The 21,710-nt window shown below is 47.8% G+C and carries 16 protein-coding genes; 10 read left to right on the top strand and 6 right to left on the bottom strand.

Going from position 1 to position 21,710, the window contains the following annotated elements; all coding sequences use genetic code 11:
• The first annotated feature begins 117 nt into the window (after positions 1–117).
• Positions 118–1,608: an MFS transporter gene (locus DW896_RS07395; RefSeq protein WP_009037147.1), complete on the top strand. Its 1,491-nt coding sequence runs from the start codon at positions 118–120 to the stop codon at positions 1,606–1,608.
• A 321-nt stretch (positions 1,609–1,929) separates the two neighbouring features.
• Here the strand turns inward: DW896_RS07395 and DW896_RS07400 are convergent, their stop codons facing one another.
• The 6 genes from DW896_RS07400 to DW896_RS07430 form a co-directional block, all read right to left on the bottom strand.
• Complete coding sequence (locus tag DW896_RS07400) at positions 1,930–5,361, bottom strand: DEAD/DEAH box helicase (RefSeq protein WP_009037148.1); 3,432 nt, start codon at positions 5,359–5,361, stop codon at positions 1,930–1,932.
• Complete coding sequence (tatC, locus tag DW896_RS07405; protein ID WP_022402337.1) at positions 5,361–6,182, bottom strand: twin-arginine translocase subunit TatC; 822 nt, start codon at positions 6,180–6,182, stop codon at positions 5,361–5,363. Before tatC ends, DW896_RS07400 begins: the two co-directional genes overlap by 1 nt.
• 177 nt (positions 6,183–6,359) lie before the next feature.
• Positions 6,360–6,575: a twin-arginine translocase TatA/TatE family subunit gene (locus tag DW896_RS07410; RefSeq protein ID WP_005823939.1), complete on the bottom strand. Its 216-nt coding sequence runs from the start codon at positions 6,573–6,575 to the stop codon at positions 6,360–6,362.
• A 111-nt stretch (positions 6,576–6,686) separates the two neighbouring features.
• On the bottom strand, positions 6,687–9,203 hold the full coding sequence (locus DW896_RS07415; protein ID WP_005835226.1) for a bifunctional UDP-N-acetylmuramoyl-tripeptide:D-alanyl-D-alanine ligase/alanine racemase: 2,517 nt from the start codon (positions 9,201–9,203) through the stop codon (positions 6,687–6,689).
• A complete protein-coding gene (locus DW896_RS07420; protein ID WP_057088551.1) occupies positions 9,179–10,168 on the bottom strand; it encodes a GSCFA domain-containing protein in 990 nt (329 codons plus the stop codon). The genes DW896_RS07415 and DW896_RS07420 overlap by 25 nt, the downstream gene beginning before the upstream one ends.
• A gap of 169 nt (positions 10,169–10,337) precedes the next feature.
• On the bottom strand, positions 10,338–11,435 hold the full coding sequence (locus tag DW896_RS07430; protein ID WP_005835223.1) for a hypothetical protein: 1,098 nt from the start codon (positions 11,433–11,435) through the stop codon (positions 10,338–10,340).
• Between the two features lie 570 nt (positions 11,436–12,005).
• Here DW896_RS07430 and dxs point away from each other — a divergent pair.
• From dxs to DW896_RS07475, 9 genes are all read left to right on the top strand, one after another.
• Positions 12,006–13,910 carry a 1-deoxy-D-xylulose-5-phosphate synthase gene (gene dxs / locus DW896_RS07435; protein ID WP_119993105.1) on the top strand — a complete coding sequence of 635 codons (1,905 nt, stop codon included), beginning with the start codon at positions 12,006–12,008 and terminating at the stop codon, positions 13,908–13,910.
• A 66-nt stretch (positions 13,911–13,976) separates the two neighbouring features.
• Complete coding sequence (gene trkA, locus DW896_RS07440; RefSeq protein ID WP_005835221.1) at positions 13,977–15,317, top strand: Trk system potassium transporter TrkA; 1,341 nt, start codon at positions 13,977–13,979, stop codon at positions 15,315–15,317.
• A gap of 21 nt (positions 15,318–15,338) precedes the next feature.
• The gene (locus DW896_RS07445; RefSeq protein WP_118264162.1) at positions 15,339–16,790 is read left to right on the top strand and encodes a TrkH family potassium uptake protein; all 1,452 of its coding nucleotides are present in this window, start codon (positions 15,339–15,341) and stop codon (positions 16,788–16,790) included.
• 103 nt (positions 16,791–16,893) lie between these two features.
• The gene (locus DW896_RS07450; protein ID WP_118264161.1) at positions 16,894–17,265 is read left to right on the top strand and encodes a hypothetical protein; all 372 of its coding nucleotides are present in this window, start codon (positions 16,894–16,896) and stop codon (positions 17,263–17,265) included.
• A 110-nt stretch (positions 17,266–17,375) separates the two neighbouring features.
• Positions 17,376–17,726, top strand: coding sequence for an NADH-quinone oxidoreductase subunit A (locus DW896_RS07455; RefSeq protein ID WP_005823956.1), 351 nt, complete (start codon positions 17,376–17,378; stop codon positions 17,724–17,726).
• On the top strand, positions 17,717–18,298 hold the full coding sequence (locus DW896_RS07460; RefSeq protein ID WP_005823959.1) for an NADH-quinone oxidoreductase subunit B: 582 nt from the start codon (positions 17,717–17,719) through the stop codon (positions 18,296–18,298). Before DW896_RS07455 ends, DW896_RS07460 begins: the two co-directional genes overlap by 10 nt.
• Before the next feature lie 15 nt (positions 18,299–18,313).
• Positions 18,314–19,903, top strand: coding sequence for an NADH-quinone oxidoreductase subunit D (locus DW896_RS07465; protein WP_119993078.1), 1,590 nt, complete (start codon positions 18,314–18,316; stop codon positions 19,901–19,903).
• Between the two features lie 140 nt (positions 19,904–20,043).
• Positions 20,044–21,120, top strand: coding sequence for an NADH-quinone oxidoreductase subunit NuoH (nuoH, locus tag DW896_RS07470; protein WP_009037156.1), 1,077 nt, complete (start codon positions 20,044–20,046; stop codon positions 21,118–21,120).
• Between the two features lie 57 nt (positions 21,121–21,177).
• Positions 21,178–21,681, top strand: a complete 504-nt coding sequence (locus DW896_RS07475) for a 4Fe-4S binding protein (protein WP_009037157.1) — start codon at positions 21,178–21,180, stop codon at positions 21,679–21,681.
• Positions 21,682–21,710 lie beyond the last annotated feature (29 nt).

The raw sequence follows: 21,710 nt of genomic DNA on the forward strand, positions 1-21,710 counted from the left end.
CATGGACTTAAATAATCCATGCCTATTTTTGTCATTTTCTACATCCTTTTTACTCAATATTACACCTCGAACAACACACAAACCCCTACATTTGCATCAAAATATAAATCTATTATCATGAGTACATTTCAAAACACCGCAGGGCGGATGACCAATTACCGTTGGATTATCTGCGCCATGCTATTCTTCGCGACAACCGTCAATTACCTCGACCGCCAGGTTCTTTCATTGACCTGGAAAGATTTCATCTCCCCCGAATTCCACTGGACCGATACACACTACGGCTACATCACAGCTATCTTTTCCATCGTCTATGCCTTAGGCAATCTGTTTGCCGGACGTTTCATCGACTGGATGGGAACGAAAAAAGGGTATTTATGGGCCATTGCCGTATGGTCTATCGGTGCTTGTATGCACGCCCTCTGCGGACTTGCCACAGAAATGACCCTCGGCATTGAAAATGCCGCCAACATGATTAGCGCTACCGGTGCATTGGCCTCTACCATAGCCATCACCAGCGTTTACTACTTCATTGCCGCCCGTATCATACTGGGCATCGGTGAAGCAGGAAACTTTCCTGCCGCCATCAAGGTGACTGCCGAATATTTTCCAAAGAAAGACCGTGCCTTCTCCACTTCCATATTCAATGCCGGCTCTACCATCGGAGCACTGATAGCCCCATTGTGTATCCCTACCCTGGCCCGCTACTTCCAACGCATGGGCGTGGGCAACGGCTGGGAAATGGCTTTTATCGTTATCGGCGGATTGGGTTTCATCTGGATGGGACTGTGGATATTCATGTACAAGAAACCTGATGAAAATCCACACGTAAACGCAGCTGAGCTGGCATATATAGAACAAGACAAAGACAATGAGAAGGATAAAAAGGCGACTACTCCGACAACCAAGGATGAAAAGAGCATTTCTTTCCTGCAATGTTTCAAATATCCGCAAACCTGGGCTGTATTTTTCGGCAAATTCATGACTGACGGTGTATGGTGGTTCTTCCTCTTCTGGGCACCCGCATACATTTCGGACGTTTACGGATTCTCCTCAGATACTCCCACGGCACAGATGCTTATCTTTGTGCTCTATGCCATCACGATGTTGTCCGTCTATGGCGGGAAATTGCCCACCATCATTATCAACAAAACCGGTAAGAACCCCTACGCCGCACGCATGCAGGCCATGTTCATCTTTGCACTGTTCCCGCTATTGGCATTGTTTGCACAGCCATTGGGCAACAAGGAAGTATTTGGCGAACAAGCCTATTGGTTCCCGATTATCATCATAGGTATTGCAGGCGCTGCCCATCAGTCCTGGTCGGCCAACATCTATTCTGTGGTAGGTGATATGTTTCCCAAGAGCACCATTGCCACCATTGTGGGAATCGGAGGTATGGCGGGCGGTATCAGCTCATTCCTTATCAACATGAGTTCCGGTTTGCTGTTCGACTATGCCGACAAGACACAAATGGTATTTCTTGGATTCCAGGGCAAGCCTGCCGGATATTTCATCATCTTCTGTGTATGTGCAGTGTCCTACCTGATAGGCTGGTGCATCATGAAGGCACTGGTTCCGAAGTACAAACCGATTATAGTGGACTAATCAGAAGTCTCTATATAGATATTCAGAATCATGCGGAGTTTGCAAACTGCATTACATGCCTTGCAAACTCCGCACAAAAAAAGCCTTTTCTCACGAAATGGCTTTTCTTCGTTCAATTACAGTCAAAAACAAAAAACTGTAAATGGAACACAATTTAAGATGAAAAAAAGGGAAGTCTCACGACTTCCACAATTCTTCTAACCTTAAATCTAAATCTCTATGAAAAAAACGTGATGCAAAGATAATGGTTTATCTCACACAGCGTTATTAATAAACTCTATAAAGAAGCAGAAAATATTTAAGATTTACTAAATAAGACGGTTACGAATGGCAAACTACAGACAAGAGCTCGGCATAAATAGGATTAAGTTTCAATAGTTGCGGCACTCCTGTCATAAACATCTGCCTGCGGGCACGAGTAAGGGCAACATTCAATTTCCGGTCAATCCGAGTACCGTTTTCCTCCGTCATATTTGCCAGAAACTTCAACTGATAAGCCCGGTTCACACAGAAAGAGTAGATAATAACATCCCGTTCGCTACCTTGGAAGCGTTCCACGGTGTCTACCAATATATCCTCCAAAGGAGCAATACCCAAAGCAGCAATCTCTTTCTTAATCAAGGCTATCTGACTGCGATAAGGAGTGATGACACCTAAAGTGACAGCCGGGTTGAAACCGGAAACAGCTGCATACTGCCGATAGATAGCCGCTGCCAACCGTGCCACAATCCGCGCCTCCGAATGGTTCATCTTGGCCGACTGTGCCGGCGGTTCGACTGCGGCAGGCAGAAAAGCGACACGACGAGTCAGCAAGCCGGCAAACTCACAATCACACAGCTCAGGAGCAAGAATCAGCTCTCCCTGCTGGTGCGGCAGACCAACCGGTTCCAACAGACCACCGTAAAAAGCCCGGTTAGGAAACAAAGCTACCTCGATATTCATACGACCCTGACGGCAGAGCATGTCGTAGGAGGGATGAGGGATAAAAGATGAAGAATGAGAGGTTGATGCCTGGCGATTGGCACTTTCCTTGGAGAGATTCCTATAAAGGCGTTCGAAAAGGGAATCTTTCAAATTATACAATCCGATGGCCTGCAAAGCTTCGTCACACACTTCCGACTGCTCGGACGACTGCAAGACCACTGCGGGTAGCTGCTTATGGTCACCTATCAAAATAAATTTGCCGATGGCATCCGCGCCTGCGGGATTGCGGGTACAGAGTAATCCCAGCAGTTGTGGTTCCAAAATTTGGGTAGCCTCATCCACAATCGCTACATCAAAAGTCTTCAACCGGAAAAGTTCGGTCTTGGAAGAAAGCGTGGCAACCGTACCGACAAAAACACGGCAACGGGCAATGCGCTCCTGCACCTGCCGCCGAGTGGCACAAGATTCCAACACATTCTCAATCAGATACGGGCGGAATGAGTCATCGCAAGACAACTCACTGCCTAAACGGATAAAGTCTATTTCAGGCTCAATGGAAGCCAGCGCCTTACTGATTTCATCTACAGCACGATTGGTATACGAAAGCAGTAGAATCTGTTTCCCCTCCCGGTAAAAGGCTTCTACCATGCCCCGCAGCGCGCGAGAGGTCTTGCCGGTACCCGGCGGACCGATTAAAAGGAAATAGTCGCGGGCAGCCTGCGCTTTTAGAATAATCCGCGAAAAATCATCCGGAGCGGTCGCAATACCAGTATCCAAAGAAGCATCGAACTCGGGAGGGCGCTGCCCCAACAACAAATCACGCCGTCTTTGAGTGGCAGAAAGGAAAGCGGAAAGTCCCAGATACATGCTACGAAAGGAGGTGTCCATATAGTCGTGCTCTATGGCATAAAGGCTAGCAGCAGGCAATACACCCGCATTCTGCTGAGTGGCACGAAGACGGATACAGACCTCGTTATCGGATATGCGCTCTATATTACCTTTAAACACCATCTTGTTGGTAACGTTGTCGGTATCCGTATTCCGTTCGTAAAGAACCACCGCATCACCCTGACGGAAATTGGGCAGAACCCGCTCCTGCCGGGAAGCAACCATTTGCTTCGTTCTGAGTGACAAATACGGTTTATGCGCATCTGCCGCATGATTCTCGCAAATAGCCAAATCGTACAGAATTTCACCTGCCTCACATTTCTCAGCCAGTGTGGAAAGCCAGAGGGCGGCAGCACCGGTACGTCCTTCATAATCCACATCTCCAGATTTGGAGGTATAGAGTTCCTTGGTTATAAAGTTATAGAGCGTATAAAAATAGCTTTGTTCCAACGACGAAAGCGAACGGATGCGTTGCGCTACGGCATCGATGGAGGGGCAAAGGAAGCGTTTCCACAAGGTATTGTCCAAACCGCGCTCATTCAAGGTATCCGGATGGATGTCTTTCAGGCGCTCTGCCGTATACTGTGGGCTATTCCGTAACTGGATGCCATATTCATTGGCTACAATCCGGTTACGCACATCCATCACACGGCGCACCATTGCCCACGAAGGACGCGCCGGATAAAGCAACGGATAACGGGTATAGAGCAGATAAGCCTTTACACGTCGATGGTCCATTCCCATAGAATACTCCAACACAGCCTGATAGAGCAACATCTGCACCTTATTGTTTTCTTTAGGCTCCACCTTACCACGGATGGAATACTCGTCCGCCTTACCGGACTTCATTTCAATGAACGAGGTCATATCCCGCTGCATGTAGTCCAGACGCCCTTGCAAACCCAATGCTTCACAGATGTAAGAGGGTTCCAGCACGGCATCAGTCCTATCGAGCTCATAGCCGGATGCACGGAATGTTTCTGTCACCGTCCGGTGGATATTATCGAAATGGCGCTTGCAATCGGAAAAGAATTCAGCTTCCTTCTCCCGGTCGCGCAGGTCGGCACATGCTGCCAGCTCGATGGGATAAGAACGGAAGGCCTTCTTCATGCATGCCAAATAATCGGGTGCCTCCTTGGCATGAATCCATTCGTCCAGAAAGAGGTTGGCAATATTACCCAACAGTAACGGACGGGTATTGTCTGGCGACTGGAGCCGTGCCAGGATATAATTGGCAGGATGATGCCCGTAATCCTTGAAGCATTCGGCAAGCGAACTGATGTCTATCAAGTAATCGGGCTCAAGTATAATAAAGGAAGGGGTGAGTATGCCGACTTCGTCCACCGTAACATCCAGCAGATTGACCTGGGCATGCCGCCACAGAATCCGGCAGATTTCTGCAAACTCTTCATTAATCTGAGGTACATTATAACGGACACGCAACGGCTCATCGGCTACAGTGTCTACGGGCAGTACATATAAATAAGTATCATCGGCATACTGAAAACAGACGCGCATGCGCTTTATCCGTTCTTTGGCGGGCGGTGCCACTATATAGGTGGCATCCGCACGGGGTAGCAGGCGATAAAGTTCGGCAGGTATCTCCTCCCCCGTCAAGCGCTTGACAAAGAATGCCAGTGTCTTGGCATCACGCAACAACTGTTCACGTTGCGGTTCCGCCTGGCGGTTCAGAATAGCATTGGAGGTCAGCCGGAAGGTATGCAGACGGTTCTGTTCCACGGTGGAAAGTCCGGCCTTCGAAGCCACGAAACTGATACGTGCAGAAAGGTCCGTCATCTGCAAGCTGCCGTCGGGCATCTGTGTACGGCACAAACGCTCCAGCAACTCGCGCAATTGCCGATAGGCCACGTCCAAGGAGATTTCCTCAACGTGGCAGGCTTCCAGCAATATACTAAAATATTCCTTTACTTCACAATCCATCATTCCTCTGTCTCCACTTCTTCCGCTTCATCATCAGTCTTTTTATCCTTTATCATCAGGATACTCAACTCATAGAGCAGATAAAGCGGCACCGCCACTACTGTCAAGGTAAACGGGTCACCGGTCGGAGTAATGATGGCCGAGGCAATAACAATGATGACAACAGCATGACGGCGGTATTTCCGCAAAAAGGTCTTGTGCACCAGTCCCAGCAGGGAAAGCAGCCATGTCACCAGCGGCAGTTCGAATGCCAGTCCCATGCAAAGCACCAACATCATGAAATTGTCGATGTACGAGTTCAGGGAAATTTGATTCTCGATGGCTGCGCTCAATTGATAAGTGGAAAGGAAACGCAATGTCAGCGGATAGACCATAAAATACCCCAGCAACACACCGATGAAGAACATCACCGTACCTATACCCAGCGCTTTCCTCACCCCTTTACGCTCGTTTGGATAGAGTGCAGGGCTTACAAAGCGCCAGATTTCATAGAAAAAATAAGGAGCAGCCGTTACCACCGACATCCAGAAAGCGGTAGACATGTGGACAAAGAACGGTGCGGCAAGATTGATATTGACGAGCTTCACATGAAACTCCTGGGTAAAGAATTCATCCTGCAAATCCAGTCTCTGCCCTATCCAGCGCAGCAAGTCATAGAAAATGAAGTCGTTATGGCAAGGAGCCAATATCACATTGTCAAACAGATAAGGCATGGCAATAAAATAACCGATAGCCAATACAAACCACACACCGAGTACACGAAACAACACCCGGCGCAACTCGTCCAAGTGGTCCCAAAAGGTTAGTTCTTTTTCTGACATAAAGGGATTTACTATTTACTATTTGGGCTGCGCTGCGGGGATTTACTATTTGACAATTTACTATTTACTATTTGGGCTGCGCTGTGGAAAAGGCAACAAGCCTACCCATACTCCTGAACTTCTCAGAGTATCAAATAGTAAATAGTAAATTGTCAAATAATAAATACCCTTGTTCCTTTATTTCTTTTCAGCCGGTTTATCCAAATCTTCCTGAGCCTTGTTTATCTCTTCTTTGGCTTCATTCACACCATCCTTGAAGCTCTTCACTCCTTTGCCCAAACCACGCATCAATTCGGGAATTTTCTTACCACCAAACAACAGCAAGATGACCAATGCAATAATTATCCATTCGGAACCGCTGGGCAGAAAGCCTAATAAAAGTAAGTTTGTCATAGTTATATCTGATTAATTATAGTGCAAAGATAGGAAAATTAAGGATTAGGGATTAAGGATTAAGGATTAATTTTATCGCAATCCCTAATCCCTAATCCCTGCCCCCTATCTTCAGTCTTGATAATAAATACGTTTTACCCGTGTAGAAACGCTTGTCAACACCTCATAAGGAATAGTTTCGAGTACATCGGAAAGAACGGTTATAGGCAGATGGTCACCAAAAATTTCCACACTGTCACCCTCCTTGCAATCGATGTCCGTCACGTCAATCATACAGACATCCATGCAGATATTCCCTACATAGGCTGCCCGTTGGCCGTTTACAAGACAATAGGCATGTCCATTTCCAAGATGGCGGTTCAGGCCGTCGGCGTAACCGATGGGAAGAGCCGCTATACGCGACGGACGGGTGAGATGCCCTTTCCGGCTATACCCCACCGTATCCTCTTCGGGAACATCACGTATCTGGAGGATGGTAGTCTTCAACGTGCTCACATTATTCATAATGGAATTGTCTATGGGATTGACACCATAGAGGCCGATACCCAGGCGCACCATATCGAATTGCGCCCCGGGGAAACGCTCGATACCTGCGGAATTGCAGATATGGCGAAGTATCTTATGCGGAAAAGCCTCCTGCAATTCCATGGACGCTTTCTCGAACATTTCTATCTGCCGGCGTGTAAAACTGTCGAATTGTTGCGAATCGCTCCCTACCAAATGCGAGAAGACGGAACGGGCAATCACAGCATTCTGTCCCTTCAGCCGTTCTATCAGCCGGGGCATATCCTCCGGAGCAAACCCCAGGCGGTGCATACCGGTATCCAGCTTTATGTGGATGGGGAAGTTTGTGATACCTTCCTTTTCCGCTTCTTTAATCAAAGCGTCCAGCAGATGGAAGCTATATACTTCGGGCTCCAGCTTGTAATCGAACATGGTCTTGAAAGCAGTCATCTCAGGATTCATGATAATGATGTTCGCAGTGATGCCCGCTTTGCGGAGTTCGGAGCCTTCGTCGGCAACCGCCACGGCAAGATAATCGACATGATGTTCCTGCAAAGTCTTGGCTATCTCATAAGAACCTGCACCGTAAGCGGAGGCTTTCACCATGCAGACCATCTTTGTTTCCGGCTTCAGCTTGCCACGATAATAGTTCAGATTGGCAATCATCGCTCCAAGATTAACCTCCAGAATGGTTTCGTGCACCTTCTTCTCCAATACTTCCGTCAAGGAGTCAAAACCGAACTTACGTGCACCCTTAATCAGAATTATTTCGTTTTCAAGGCGAAGTTCCCCACGCTGAATGGCACGTATCAAGGCCGCTGTATCCGGATAAAAGGTCTTCTCTATATTAAAGCGTGCAGCGCAGGAAGATATTTCATTTCCTACACCTATGATGCGTTCAATGCCACGGCTGTTTACCAGCTGTGCCACTTGTCGGTAAAGTGTCGGCGTGTTCTGACCGGTCTCCAATATATCCGAAAGAACCAAAGTCCGCCTCAATCCCTTACTTTGCGAACGGCGGTAAAGAAAATCGAGTGCAATATCCAATGAGCCAAGGTCAGAATTATAACTGTCGTTAATCAACAGACAGTTGTTTTTTCCCTCCTTGACTTCCAGCCGCATGGCGATGGGTTCCAGCCTTGCCATACGTTCTGTAATCTGTTCGGCAGGAAGCATCAGATAGAGGCATGCGGCCAGGCAGTTCAGCGAATTCTCGATGGAAGCATCATCTATGAACGGTAGAGTAAACGTATTGTCCATATCCAGATAGCGATAGGAAATGACAGTACAGTCATCCCGTTTCTCCACTTTACTTATATATAGAGGACGTTCCATATCTTTCCGGCTCCACGCAATCTCACGTGCAGACAGCATGGACTTCGCCACACAGTTGCTGACGAACTCATCGTCACCATTATAAATCACTACATCACAATTCTTGAAAAGCGTCAGCTTCTCCATGCATTTCTCCTGCAACGAGAAGAAATTTTCCTGGTGAGCCCCTCCTATATTGGTCAGGATGCCTATGGTAGGCTTGATGATGTTCTGCAAAGCGCGCATTTCCCCCGGCTCGGAAATACCGGCTTCAAAAATAGCAAGTTCGGACTGTTCGTTCATCTGCCACACAGACAAAGGCACTCCAATCTGGGAGTTATAACTGCGGGGAGAACGGATAATGGCACGTTCCGGACTGAGCAACTGGTGCAGCCATTCCTTCACAACAGTCTTACCGTTGCTTCCCGTAATACCGATGACCGGTATCTGGAACCGGTTCCGATGCTGTTCCGCCAGTTTTTGCAAGGCTTTCAGCGGGTTGGGAACAATGAGATAATTGACAATTGACTGCGCATCATCACGCTGCATAGCATTGTCAATTGTCAATTGTCCATTGTCCATTAATCTAAAGCTTTCTTCGCTAAGCACAAAATTACGTACTCCACGGGCATATAAATCTGCAATATAGCGCGCACCGTCATTTCTCTTGGTGGTCAAGGCAAAGAATAATGTTTCCTCAGGAAAATTCAGGGAACGGCTGTCAGTGAGCAGCCAGTCTATGGTAGCCGGCGCGTTTCCCATACGCCGTGCGCCAATACTTTCGGTTATGCTTTCAATCGAATACGACATATTTCTCTCTCTTTTTGGAAATCTAAGTACGGGTATTTTCCGTTAAGTTGGTCTATTTTTAACACAATTTGTCCTAAAAAACGCTTATACTCTTCTGAAGCGGGATAAAATGGCTTATGTGACAACATCTTACGGATATTTTCACTTTCTTCCATAATCCGTAACGCATCGGCAGAGATACACGACCGGGTAAACCGTTCCCAGACATAGCGAATGGCCGTTTCGGAAGGATGCACCATGTCTTCTGCATAGAAGCGATAGTCACGAAGCTCGTCGAGCAGCAACTCATAAGCCGGAAAATAGAAAACATGTTCCGGGAAAGTGGCTTGCAACTGGTTCACGGCAAGCAGCAAGGTAGCTTTACTGAGCTGGTTGGCATGCATTCCGTCACGCACGTGGCGGATGGGGCTGACGGTGAACAATACTTTCAACCGGGGAATCCGCGCCAGCAAGCCGGAAAGCAAAGAGGTGTAGTCAGATACTATTTCACTGACAGAAAGCATACGGCGGGTAAAGCAGGACTCAGGTTGCTTATGACAGTTGGCAACTACAGTTCCCGTCTTTTCATTTTCATAAACCCAGGCAGAGCCGAAAGTCAGCAACAGACAATCCAACCGGTCCAGCCTTTCATGGGCGCTTTTCAAACGCCCGTTAATACCTGCCAATGTTTCCTCTGCAGAGACTGAGGAAAAGCTACCATGATGCATGGCACTGTGCCAAAGTTCATGAAAGAGGAAAATATCGTTTTCATTGTAGCATCTGCCCGCAATGATTTCACGCAATGCCGCAGAAATGGAAAACGGATTATAAAGCACACCATAAGGATTGACGTCACAACGGAACTTGGCATCCGCCAGCCTTTGCCCCATCTCGGACGCAAAACAAGAACCCATCAGCAACAGATTATTCTCTTGCGAAAGAAGGGGCATACTGGAAACTACTTCTACAGGCGTATAAAGATTCATAAGCTCGGAATAAATAAACCATTCACTTTCTCGAAAAAAATGATGTACCAACTGCTTGCTACGCCACAAAGATAGTAAATTTCAATATATAACGGTCGAAACATAAAAAGGCAGGTGATATAACCTTTCATTATATCATCTGCCTTAAATAAAAATACTATATATTCTATTAATACCAATTAGCCGTAGGATCAGCCACCCAATCTGCAAAACCTGGATATTTATCATTAATATCCTGACGTTCAGCAGTCCATTCATATCTTGTCTCTACACGTATCTTCTGCGGCGCTTTGCCTATCTCCGCTTTCAGTGTATATACTTCAGCATTTTGACCTTCCACTTTGATATTTACGGCACCGGTACCGTCAACTCTGTACATCACCGGAGCCTTAGTTGCCCCAGCACCTGTATTTACCATTGTAGTATTAGAAACGCCAAAGAGTCCATGAACTTCACGGCTATCACCGCCCACCTCAATATACAAAGGCAAAGTACCACCCGCAGCCTGCAGGGTAATGATAGTTGCTCCTCCATTGGTCGCTACATCAAACACGACATCGTTGAAGTCAAAATCATCACTGTCTCCAAGGTCTTCTGCTATGATTCTGTACGCATTCGTATATACGGCCGGAGAGATCTTCACAATCCAATCACTATAATACCCATCTGCAGCCACTTGTTGATTTGGGTTCTGTCCGGTAGCTTCAAAGTCAAATCCCACATAATAAGCACCCTCAATATATTGTATAGTATAATTATAGTGCATTTTACCATCCAGAGAAGCCCTATAGCCAAAAGAAGACGTTCCACTATTCTGCATTAGCATTATAGCCCCCTCAGTAGCATTAAAATTATTGATATGGTCATCTGATGCCGCAACCAAAAAATCCATATTAGAGTGTGAGCCACTTACATGTTGAACAAAAAAGTCGGTCCAATCCCCCCCAATGGATTGTGGATTCCGATATGTTTTAAACCATTCCGTAACCACTTCTTTTTCTGTAGCCGTAACACTCCCCGGTACTTCCGTAAAATCTTTCCATTGATTGCTATTAGTGTTAGCAACACGCGTTGTCGGTGTTACCCCAAATCCCCAATCCTGATCAACTGCAATTTCTCCATACCTCTGCACAAAAGCCGATGCATACTGTGCCTCTTTCTTAGCTGCCGCCTTTTCCGGGTTGAACAGATCGCTATCAGAACCGCAAGCGGAAAAAACCACTACGCCCATAATAGCCAAAACTTTAAAGTCAAGCTTTTTCTTCATATCATTCATTGTTTATTCATTTAACAATTCGTGACTACACCCCATTCCGACACATATTACAACCAAGAATACCATCACATACAATTCAGAATTGTATAACATATTGATAAACAGGACATATTCCACTTCGCAATATATATAATATTATATCAACAACAACCAAAGCTTCTAAAAAGTTGCAATAAATAATTTATAAAATTGCATTTTTCAACAAACATCAAGTGTAGAGCAGCTCTTATCACAGACGGTCACGTGCGAGAATAAAAGTCAATCTTTGGAAGGATTAATATCCTTGTCTACTAACACTAAATCATTCCTATATGTAGAAAAAATCGTTCCACCATGGTGGAACGATTTTTTCTACAGGATGGAACAATATTTTCTCCATGGAGGAACGATTTAATATCAGGCATCTTTTCCCTTAACTATAGGCAGGCGGAACGAGAAATGTGGCGTATGCAAAGAGAAAGTAAAAACAGAAGTGAACAAAAGAGGCTTTTTTTCCTTCTAAAACTTCCCGCCATCCGTTTTCTTTTGCTATTTTTGCATTTTGTAATCTTCAGATTAGAAATGAGAACAGAACCAACAACATATAACTTGCTTAACACCATTACATTTCCCAAGGATTTACGCCAACTCAGCGTAGAAGAGCTTCCTGAAGTCTGTAAAGAATTGAGGCAAGACATTATAAAAGAGGTTTCGTGCAACCCCGGACATTTCGCAGCCAGTCTGGGCACGGTAGAGCTGACCGTTGCCCTGCACTACGTATTCAATACTCCGTACGACCGCATAGTCTGGGATGTAGGCCATCAGGCGTACGGGCACAAGATACTGACCGGACGCCGTGAAGCATTCTCCACCAACCGTAAATTCAAGGGAGTTCGTCCTTTTCCCTCACCAGAGGAAAGCGATTATGACACATTCACCTGCGGACATGCGTCAAATTCAATCTCCGCCGCTCTTGGCATGGCTGTTGCCGCTGCCGAAAAAGGCGAGAAAGACCGCCATGTGGTCGCCGTCATCGGTGATGGAAGCATGAGCGGCGGCCTGGCTTTCGAAGGACTGAACAACGCTTCGTCCACCCCCAACAACCTTCTTATCATTCTCAACGACAATGACATGTCGATAGACAGAAGTGTAGGTGGCATGAAGCAGTACCTTTTCAACCTGACTACCAGCAACCGCTATAACCAGCTGCGCTTCAAGACATCCAGACTGCTGTTCAAAATGGGACTTTTGAACGAGGACCGCCGCAAAGCGCTGATTCGCTTCGCCAACAGCCTGAAATCAATGGCCGCCCAGCAGCAGAATATCTTTGAAGGGATGAACATCCGCTACTTCGGCCCTATCAATGGACACGATGTGAAAAACATAGCCCGTGTCCTGCGGGACATCAAATATATGCAGGGACCGAAAATACTGCATCTGCACACTGTGAAAGGAAAAGGCTTCGAACCTGCCGAGAAGAATCCGGATATCTGGCATGCACCGGGCAAATTCGATCCGGAAACCGGAGAACGCCTCAAGGCGGATACCAGCAATTTGCCTCCGCTTTTCCAGGACGTGTTTGGGGAAACGCTGGTAGAACTGGCAAAGGAAAATCCGAAAATCGTCGGAGTAACCCCCGCCATGCCCACCGGCTGCTCTATGAACAAGCTGATGGACACCATGCCCGACCGTGCCTTCGATGTGGGTATTGCCGAAGGGCATGCAGCCACTTTCTCGGGCGGTATGGCTAAAGAAGGAATGCAGCCTTTCTGCAACATCTACTCCTCCTTCATGCAGCGGGCATACGATAATGTCATCCATGACATCGCCCTGCTCCGCCTCCCCGTCGTACTTTGCCTGGACCGCGCCGGACTGGTAGGAGAAGACGGACCGACACACCACGGAGTTTTCGACCTGGCCTATTTCCGTCCGATTCCCAACCTGACCATATCTTCACCGATGGACGAACATGAATTGCGCCGCCTGATGTACACGGCACAGTTGCCGGACCAAGGTCCGTTCGTCATCCGCTATCCCCGCGGACGCGGCGTATTGCTGGATTGGAAATGTCCGCTGGAAGAAATCCCCGTAGGCAAAGGGCGCAGACTGAAAGAAGGCAAAGACCTGGCAGTCATCACCCTCGGTCCCATAGGCAACGTGGCCGCACGTGCCATAGAGCGTGCGGAGAAGGACAAAGGAATCTCCATAGCCCACTACGACCTGCGTTTTCTCAAGCCGCTCGACGAAGCCCTGCTGCACGAGGTAGGACTCAACTTCCAGCATGTCGTCACCATAGAAGACGGTGTCAAAAAAGGAGGAATGGGCAGTGCCATACTGGAGTTCATGGCGGACAATGACTATATTCCCCATTTCAGACGTATCGGTGTACCCGATGCCTTCATAGAACACGGCACCATACAAGAGTTGCACCATCTTTGCGGAATGGACGAAGAAGGAATCTATAATCAATTGATAATTGATAGTTGAAAATTGACAGTTTGAGCATTTACCCCATATGTCAACTATTAATTATCAACTATCAACGAACTAAAAGTGAAAATAATTATTGCAGGTGCCGGCGCAGTAGGCACACACTTGGCCAAGTTGCTGTCCCGCGAGAAGCAGGACATCATTCTGATGGACGACAACGAAGAGAAGTTGAGCACACTGAACTCTAACTTCGACTTGATGACGGCTACAGCCTCCCCTACCTCCATAAAAGGCTTGAAAGAAGTGGGAGTGGGAGAAGCCGACCTGTTCATAGCCGTCACCCCCGATGAAAGCCGGAACATGACCGCATGCATGCTTGCCAACAATCTGGGAGCACAAAAGACTGTAGCCCGCATTGACAACTACGAATACCTGCTGCCCAAAAACAAGGAATTTTTCCAGAAGCTGGGTGTCGATTCACTCATCTACCCGGAAATGCTTGCCGCCAAGGAAATCGTGTCCTCCATCCGCATGAGCTGGGTACGCCAATGGTGGGAATTCTGCGGAGGAGCCTTGATACTGATAGGCACCAAGATGCGCGAAAAAGCCGAGATACTGAACATCCCCCTCCACGAACTGGGTGGACCGGAGCTGCCCTATCACGTGGTAGCCATCAAACGGGGAAGCGAGACACTGATTCCCCGTGGTGACGATACCATCAAGCTACATGACATCGTATACTTTACCACCACACGAAAATACGTCCCCTACATCCGCAAAATAGCCGGCAAGGAAGATTATGCCGATGTGCGCAACGTGATGATTATGGGTGGAAGCCGGATTGCCGTACGAACCGCCCAATATGTCCCGGACTACATGCAGGTGAAAATCGTGGACAACGACCTGAACCGCTGCAACCGCCTGACCGAGCTGCTTGACGACCGTACCATGATTATCAATGGCGACGGACGGGATATGGACCTGCTTGTGGAAGAGGGACTGAAAAATACGGAAGCCTTCGTTGCCTTGACCGGCAACTCGGAGACTAATATCCTGGCCTGCCTTGCCGCCAAACGCATGGGAGTCAGCAAAACCGTAGCGGAAGTGGAGAACATCGACTACATAGGCATGGCCGAAAGCCTTGACATCGGCACCGTCATCAACAAAAAGATGATTGCTGCCAGCCACATCTACCAGATGATGCTGGATGCGGACGTCAGCAACGTGAAATGCCTGACCTTTGCCAATGCCGATGTAGCGGAATTTACCGTTAAGGCCGGCTCGAAGATTACCAAACATCCGGTAAAAGACCTCGGCCTCCCGAAAGGAGCCACCATCGGCGGACTTATCCGCCAGGGGGAAGGCGTTGTGGTTATGGGTAACACCCTGATACAGCCGGGTGACCATGTAGTGGTATTCTGCCTGAACATGATGATTAAGAAAATCGAAAAATACTTTAACTAATTGAGAATGAGTAGTTGGTAAATGATTAACTTCAAGACAATCATACGGATTATCGGTATTCTGCTATTGCTGGAAACAGTCATGTTTCTGGTCTGTTCGGGCGTGTCCTTCTACTACAGAGAAAGCGATATGCTCGATTTCTGGAAAGCAGGAGGCATCACAGCAGGGGTAGGCTTATTGCTGGCAGCTCTCGGCAAGGGAGGCGAACGGCAACTGACGCGCCGTGACGGATATGTACTGGTCAGCTTTGCCTGGGTGGCATTCTCTCTTTTCGGAATGCTGCCTTTCTATATAGGCGGATACATACCCGACATTGCCAATGCATTCTTCGAAACCATGTCCGGTTTCAGCAGTACGGGTGCCACCATCTTGGACGACATCGAGTCACTTCCTCATGGAATACTGTTCTGGCGCAGTATGACACAGTGGATTGGCGGCTTGGGAATCATCATGTTCACCATTGCAGTGCTTCCCATCTTCGGAGTCAGTGGCCTGCAGGTGTTCGCCGCCGAGGCAAGCGGCCCTACACATGACAAGGTTCATCCCCGTATCGGTATCACCGCCAAATGGATTTGGAGTATCTATGCCGGCATAACCGCTCTGCTTGTCGGCCTGCTGATGCTTGGAGGTATGGACTGGTTCGACAGTATCTGCCATGCATTTGCCACTACCGGTACCGGTGGCTTCTCCACCAAGCAGGCCAGCGTTGCCTACTACAATTCTCCTTATATAGAATATGTCATCTCCATTTTCATGTTTATCTCCGGCATCAACTTCACCTTGCTATTATTGTTCGTCAACCGGAAATTCAAGAAGTTCATCAGCAATGCCGAGCTGAAATTCTATTTCGGTTCAGTTGTGCTCTTCACTGCCGTCATAGCCATCGTACTTTACTATACCAGTCCCATGGGGATGGAAGAATCCTTCCGCAAATCCTTGTTCCAAGTAATTTCCCTCCATACATCCACCGGTTTTGCAACAGATGACTACATGCAATGGACACCCGTCCTGTGGGGGCTGCTTACCATCATCATGCTGATGGGGGCGTGTGCAGGCAGTACCACCGGAGGCTTGAAGTGTATACGTATGGTAATTCTTACCAAAGTCTCACGAAACGAGTTCAAACACATCCTACACCCCAATGCCATACTTCCGGTACGGATAAACAAGCAGGTAATCTCTCCCTCCATTGTCTCCACCGTACTGGCTTTTTGTTTTATTTATATCTCCATTATAGTCATCGGCACACTGCTCATGATGGCTATGGGTGTCGGGGCTGAAGAATCAATGGGCTGCGTCATTTCCAGTATCGGTAATATGGGACCCGGATTGGGTGAAACCGGACCTGCCTATTCGTGGAATGCCCTGCCCGATGCAGCTAAATGGCTGTTATCCTTTTTAATGCTTCTGGGTCGTCTTGAGTTATTTACCGTACTGCTGCTTTTCACACCGGATTTCTGGAAACGGAATTGATTTAGGATAAAAAGTGTAAAAATAATCATTTTTTGTTATGCGGGGATAGCAAATTGAACAATACTTATTATATCTTTGCGTCCTTGAAAGAGAGAATTGTGGTATGAAGCAATGCATTAAATACTGTTTAATCATAATCTTTGCAGCCCTATTGCACGACAGTGCAACCGGAGCTGCAGATATTTTGTGCGTTCCTGCCACCCGACAAGCAGAATGCTGTACGCTGTCACAAGCTCCTACCACCCAACAAGCAGTCCAGAAGTTCTACGACTTGTTTTCACCAAACTCCCTCTGCATAGAACATGTAGACCATACGCAAGTACCAACCAACAAAAACGTACTCCTGCGCATGTACATCTACAAGATGCAGCAGCATGCCTATGCACCGGAATGCGACCGTTTGTTGAATCTGTCTCCTCATCCCGTACCCGACGCGAATTATTACGTGTTCGGGCTAAGAAAGATTATCATTTAGAAGGCCTGCAAGCGCAGACGCTTGCCCCTAACTCGCCGGACAACAATTCAGAGGTTTTGTCCTCCGGTGCGATGTATCTATTATTATATATCTAAAATCTTATCAGGTTTATGAACTTTACTTTGTTAGTGGTCGTCTTATTGACGGCAATCGCTTTCGTGGGTATCGTCATCGCGCTCTCCAATGCGATAGCACCCCGTTCGTACAATGCACAGAAGATGGAGCCGTACGAGTGTGGTATCCCTACCCGCGGTAAATCGTGGATGCAATTCCGGGTAGGTTACTATCTGTTTGCCATCTTGTTCCTGATGTTCGAAGTGGAAACGGTATTTCTGTTCCCTTGGGCAGTCATCACCCGCGAACTTGGCGTGGCAGGACTTTTCAGTGTTTTATTTTTCCTGATTATATTGATTCTGGGCCTTGCTTATGCCTGGAGGAAAGGAGCTTTGGAATGGAAGTAACAAAGAAGCCGAAAATTAAATCTATCCCTTATGAGGAGTTTACAGACAACGAAACGTTGGAGAAACTGGTTCGGGAACTTAATGCCGGAGGCGCCAATGTCGCCCTTGGCGTACTGGACGATTTCGTCAACTGGGGACGCAGCAACTCACTGTGGCCTCTTACGTTTGCAACCAGCTGTTGCGGTATCGAATTCATGGCCCTCGGCGCAGCCCGCTACGATATGGCGCGCTTCGGGTTCGAGGTAGCCCGTGCCAGTCCGCGCCAGGCAGACATGATTATGGTTTGCGGAACAATAACCAACAAGATGGCTCCCGTTCTGAAACGTCTTTACGACCAGATGGCCGATCCGAAATATGTAGTAGCCGTAGGCGGCTGTGCCGTCAGCGGAGGCCCGTTCAAGAAATCCTATCACGTGGTGAACGGTGTGGACAAGATTCTGCCGGTGGATGTCTACATTCCCGGTTGCCCTCCGCGTCCGGAAGCATTCTACTACGGCATGATGCAATTGCAGCGTAAAGTGAAAATAGAGAAATACTTCGGTGGAGTAAACAGAAAAGAAGAGAACCACTAATCAGTACTTAAAAATATGGAAATAAAATACATAGAGCCCTCAGTCCTGCACGACGAAATGCTGCGTCTGCGGAAAGAGAAACAAATGGACTTCCTGGAATGCCTCAGCGGTATGGATTGGGGAATACCCGACGAGAAAGACGCACCGGACACCCCCCGCGGACTCGGCGTAGTCTATCTGTTGGAATCTACTATTACCGGCGAACGGATAGCGGTACGCACCGCCACTCTAAACCGGGAACATCCCGAACTTCCTTCCGTCAGCGATATCTGGAAAGCTGCGGATTTCAACGAGCGCGAAGTCTACGACTTTTACGGCATCGTTTTCATCGGTCATCCGGATATGCGCCGACTCTATCTGCGCAATGACTGGGTAGGCTATCCCATGCGTAAAGACAATGAGCCGGAAAAAGATAATCCGTTGCGTATGGACAACGAAGAAACGGTGGACACCACCATGGAATTGGAGCTGAATCCCGACGGTAGCATCAAGAATAAGGAGATGCAACTTTTCGGTGATGAGGAATATGTGGTGAACATCGGTCCCCAACATCCGGCCACCCACGGCGTAATGCGCTTCCGTGTATCATTGGAGGGTGAAATCATCAACAAGATTGATGCCAACTGCGGCTACATCCACCGGGGTATCGAGAAGATGTGCGAAAGCCTGACCTATCCGCAGACCTTGGCTCTGACCGACCGTCTGGACTACCTGGGCGCACACCAGAACCGCCATGCCTTGTGCATGTGTATCGAAAAGGCAATGGGCGTGGAAGTAAGCGAACGCGTGCAGTACATACGTACCATCATGGACGAGTTGCAGCGAATAGACTCTCACCTGCTGTTCTATTCTTGTCTTGCTATGGACCTGGGTGCATTAACGGCCTTCTTCTACGGTTTCCGCGACCGCGAAAAGATACTCGACATCTTTGAGGAAACTTGCGGCGGACGCCTCATCATGAACTACAACACCATCGGTGGCGTGCAGGCAGACATTGCTCCCGGCTTCGTAAAGAAAGTGAAGGAGTTTATCCCCTACCTCCGCGGTATCCTACACGAATATCACGACGTATTCACCGGGAACATCATTGCCCAGCAACGTCTGAAAGGTGTGGGTATACTCTCACGGGAAGATGCCATCGCCTTTGGAGCTACCGGAGGCACCGGACGCGCCAGCGGATGGGCCTGCGACGTGCGTAAGCGTATGCCATATGCCGTATATGACAAGGTGGACTTTAAAGAAATCATCCGCACCGAAGGCGATTCATGGGCACGCTACCTTATCCGTATGGATGAAATTCTGGAGAGCCTGAAGATTATCGAGCAACTGATAGACAACATCCCGGAAGGAGCCTACCAGGAAAAGATGAAACCTATTATCCGCGTACCGGAAGGCACTTATTATGCAGCCGTAGAAGGTAGCCGCGGTGAGTTCGGCGTCTTCCTCGAAAGCCACGGTGACAAAACGCCTTACCGCCTGCACTTCCGCAGTACGGGTTTGCCATTGGTATCGACCGTAAACACGATTTGCCGCGGAGCTAAAATCGCCGACCTTATTGCCATTGGCGGAACATTAGATTATGTAGTACCAGATATTGATAGATAAAAGAATTTACGATTTGACAATTCACAATTTACCATGCGGAATTACAGCGCAGCCAAATTGTAAATTGTACATTGTGAATTGTAAATCAAAAAGCGCCTCGTAAATTGTAAATAGTAAATTGTAAATAGTAAATGAACAACGTGTTTGACTTTAGTATAGTAACCAACTGGATACACCAGATGCTGACTTCCCTGATGCCGGAAGGTCTGGCAATATTCCTCGAATGCGTGGTGATTGGCGTATGCATCATCTTGATGTATGCCGTGCTTGCCATCATCCTGATTTACATGGAGCGTAAAATATGCGCCTTCTTCCAATGCCGCCTCGGTCCGATGCGCGTGGGGAAATGGGGATTGCTCCAAGTGCCCTGCGACGTCATCAAGATGTTGACAAAGGAAATCATTGATTTGAAATTCTCTGACCGGTTCCTCTACAATCTGGCACCGTTCATGGTAATCATCGCTTCTTTCCTGACATTTGCCTGCCTGCCCATCAACAAGGGATTGGAGGTATTGGACTTCAATGTAGGAGTGTTCTTCCTGCTGGCTGCATCGAGTATCGGCGTAGTGGGTATCCTGCTGGCAGGCTGGAGTTCCAACAATAAATTCTCGCTGATTGGAGCCATGCGAAGCGGTGCGCAGATTATCAGCTACGAGTTGTCCTGCGGATTGAGCATACTGACAATGGTAGTGTTGATGGGAACCATGCAGTTCTCCGAAATAGTAGAAGGACAAGCTGACGGCTGGTTCATCTTCAAGGGACATATCCCTGCATTGATAGCCTTCATCATCTACCTCATTGCCGGAAATGCGGAAACCAACCGCGGTCCCTTCGACTTGCCCGAAGCCGAAAGCGAGTTGACTGCCGGATACCATACGGAATACAGCGGTATGGGCTTCGGATTCTTCTATCTGGCAGAATATTTGAATCTGTTTATCGTAGCCTCCGTGGCAGCCACCATCTTCCTGGGAGGCTGGATGCCGCTACACATCGTAGGCCTGGACGGCTTCAACGCAGTGATGGATTACATTCCGGGATTTGTATGGTTCTTCGGAAAGGCCTTCTTCGTAGTCTTCCTGCTGATGTGGATAAAGTGGACCTTCCCCCGCCTGCGTATTGACCAGATTCTGAATCTGGAGTGGAAGTACCTGGTACCCATCTCTATGGTGAACTTGATTTTGATGGTATTAATTGTAGTATTTAAATTGCATTTCTAACCGGCGTAGCGCCGGAGCAAGATTTCCTTGCGGATAATTTTAATAAAGGCAAAAGTAATGAAAGAAAAGAACTCTTATATCGGCGGACTCATACACGGCGTCACTTCTCTGCTGACAGGTATGAAGACAACCATGACCGTATTCTGCCGACGAAAGACTACCGAACAATATCCGGAAAACCGCTCGACATTGAAACTCTCCGACCGTTTCCGTGGCACGCTGACCATGCCCCATAATGATAAAAATGAACATCGGTGTGTAGCTTGCGGTTTGTGCCAGATGGCTTGTCCCAACGACACTATCAAGGTGACCGGCGAGATGGTTGAAACGGAAGACGGCAAGAAAAAGAAGATATTGGTTAAGTACGAATACGACCTCGGTTCGTGCATGTTCTGCCAACTCTGTGTGAATGCCTGCCCTCACGATGCCATCACGTTCGACCAGGATTTTGAGCATGCAGTGTTCGACCGCACGAAACTGGTCATGACGCTGAACCGTCCGGGCAGCCATGTAGAAGAAAAAAAGAAACCCGCTACTCCCAAAGAAGAGACAACAAAGTAATTCGTTAATAGTAACTTGTAATTAAACAA

It is taken from the genome of Bacteroides sp. AM41-16 (genome assembly GCF_003603495.1).
Classification (GTDB): domain Bacteria; phylum Bacteroidota; class Bacteroidia; order Bacteroidales; family Bacteroidaceae; genus Bacteroides; species Bacteroides uniformis.

Bases quoted from the DNA above. Each gene is read 5' to 3' on its own strand.
- DW896_RS07420 (WP_057088551.1), bottom strand. From the start codon at position 10,168: ATGAATCTTTATACGCCTGTAGAAGTAGTTTCCAGTATGCCCCTTCTT.
- DW896_RS07400 (WP_009037148.1), bottom strand. From the start codon at position 5,361: ATGGATTGTGAAGTAAAGGAATATTTTAGTATATTGCTGGAAGCCTGC.
- tatC (WP_022402337.1), bottom strand. From the start codon at position 6,182: ATGTCAGAAAAAGAACTAACCTTTTGGGACCACTTGGACGAGTTGCGC.
- DW896_RS07395 (WP_009037147.1), top strand. From the start codon at position 118: ATGAGTACATTTCAAAACACCGCAGGGCGGATGACCAATTACCGTTGG.
- DW896_RS07465 (WP_119993078.1), top strand. From the start codon at position 18,314: ATGGAAATAAAATACATAGAGCCCTCAGTCCTGCACGACGAAATGCTG.
- DW896_RS07460 (WP_005823959.1), top strand. From the start codon at position 17,717: ATGGAAGTAACAAAGAAGCCGAAAATTAAATCTATCCCTTATGAGGAG.
- DW896_RS07455 (WP_005823956.1), top strand. From the start codon at position 17,376: ATGAACTTTACTTTGTTAGTGGTCGTCTTATTGACGGCAATCGCTTTC.
- DW896_RS07430 (WP_005835223.1), bottom strand. From the start codon at position 11,435: ATGAAGAAAAAGCTTGACTTTAAAGTTTTGGCTATTATGGGCGTAGTG.
- DW896_RS07475 (WP_009037157.1), top strand. From the start codon at position 21,178: ATGAAAGAAAAGAACTCTTATATCGGCGGACTCATACACGGCGTCACT.
- dxs (WP_119993105.1), top strand. From the start codon at position 12,006: ATGAGAACAGAACCAACAACATATAACTTGCTTAACACCATTACATTT.
- DW896_RS07415 (WP_005835226.1), bottom strand. From the start codon at position 9,203: ATGTCGTATTCGATTGAAAGCATAACCGAAAGTATTGGCGCACGGCGT.
- DW896_RS07410 (WP_005823939.1), bottom strand. From the start codon at position 6,575: ATGACAAACTTACTTTTATTAGGCTTTCTGCCCAGCGGTTCCGAATGG.
- DW896_RS07450 (WP_118264161.1), top strand. From the start codon at position 16,894: ATGAAGCAATGCATTAAATACTGTTTAATCATAATCTTTGCAGCCCTA.
- DW896_RS07445 (WP_118264162.1), top strand. From the start codon at position 15,339: ATGATTAACTTCAAGACAATCATACGGATTATCGGTATTCTGCTATTG.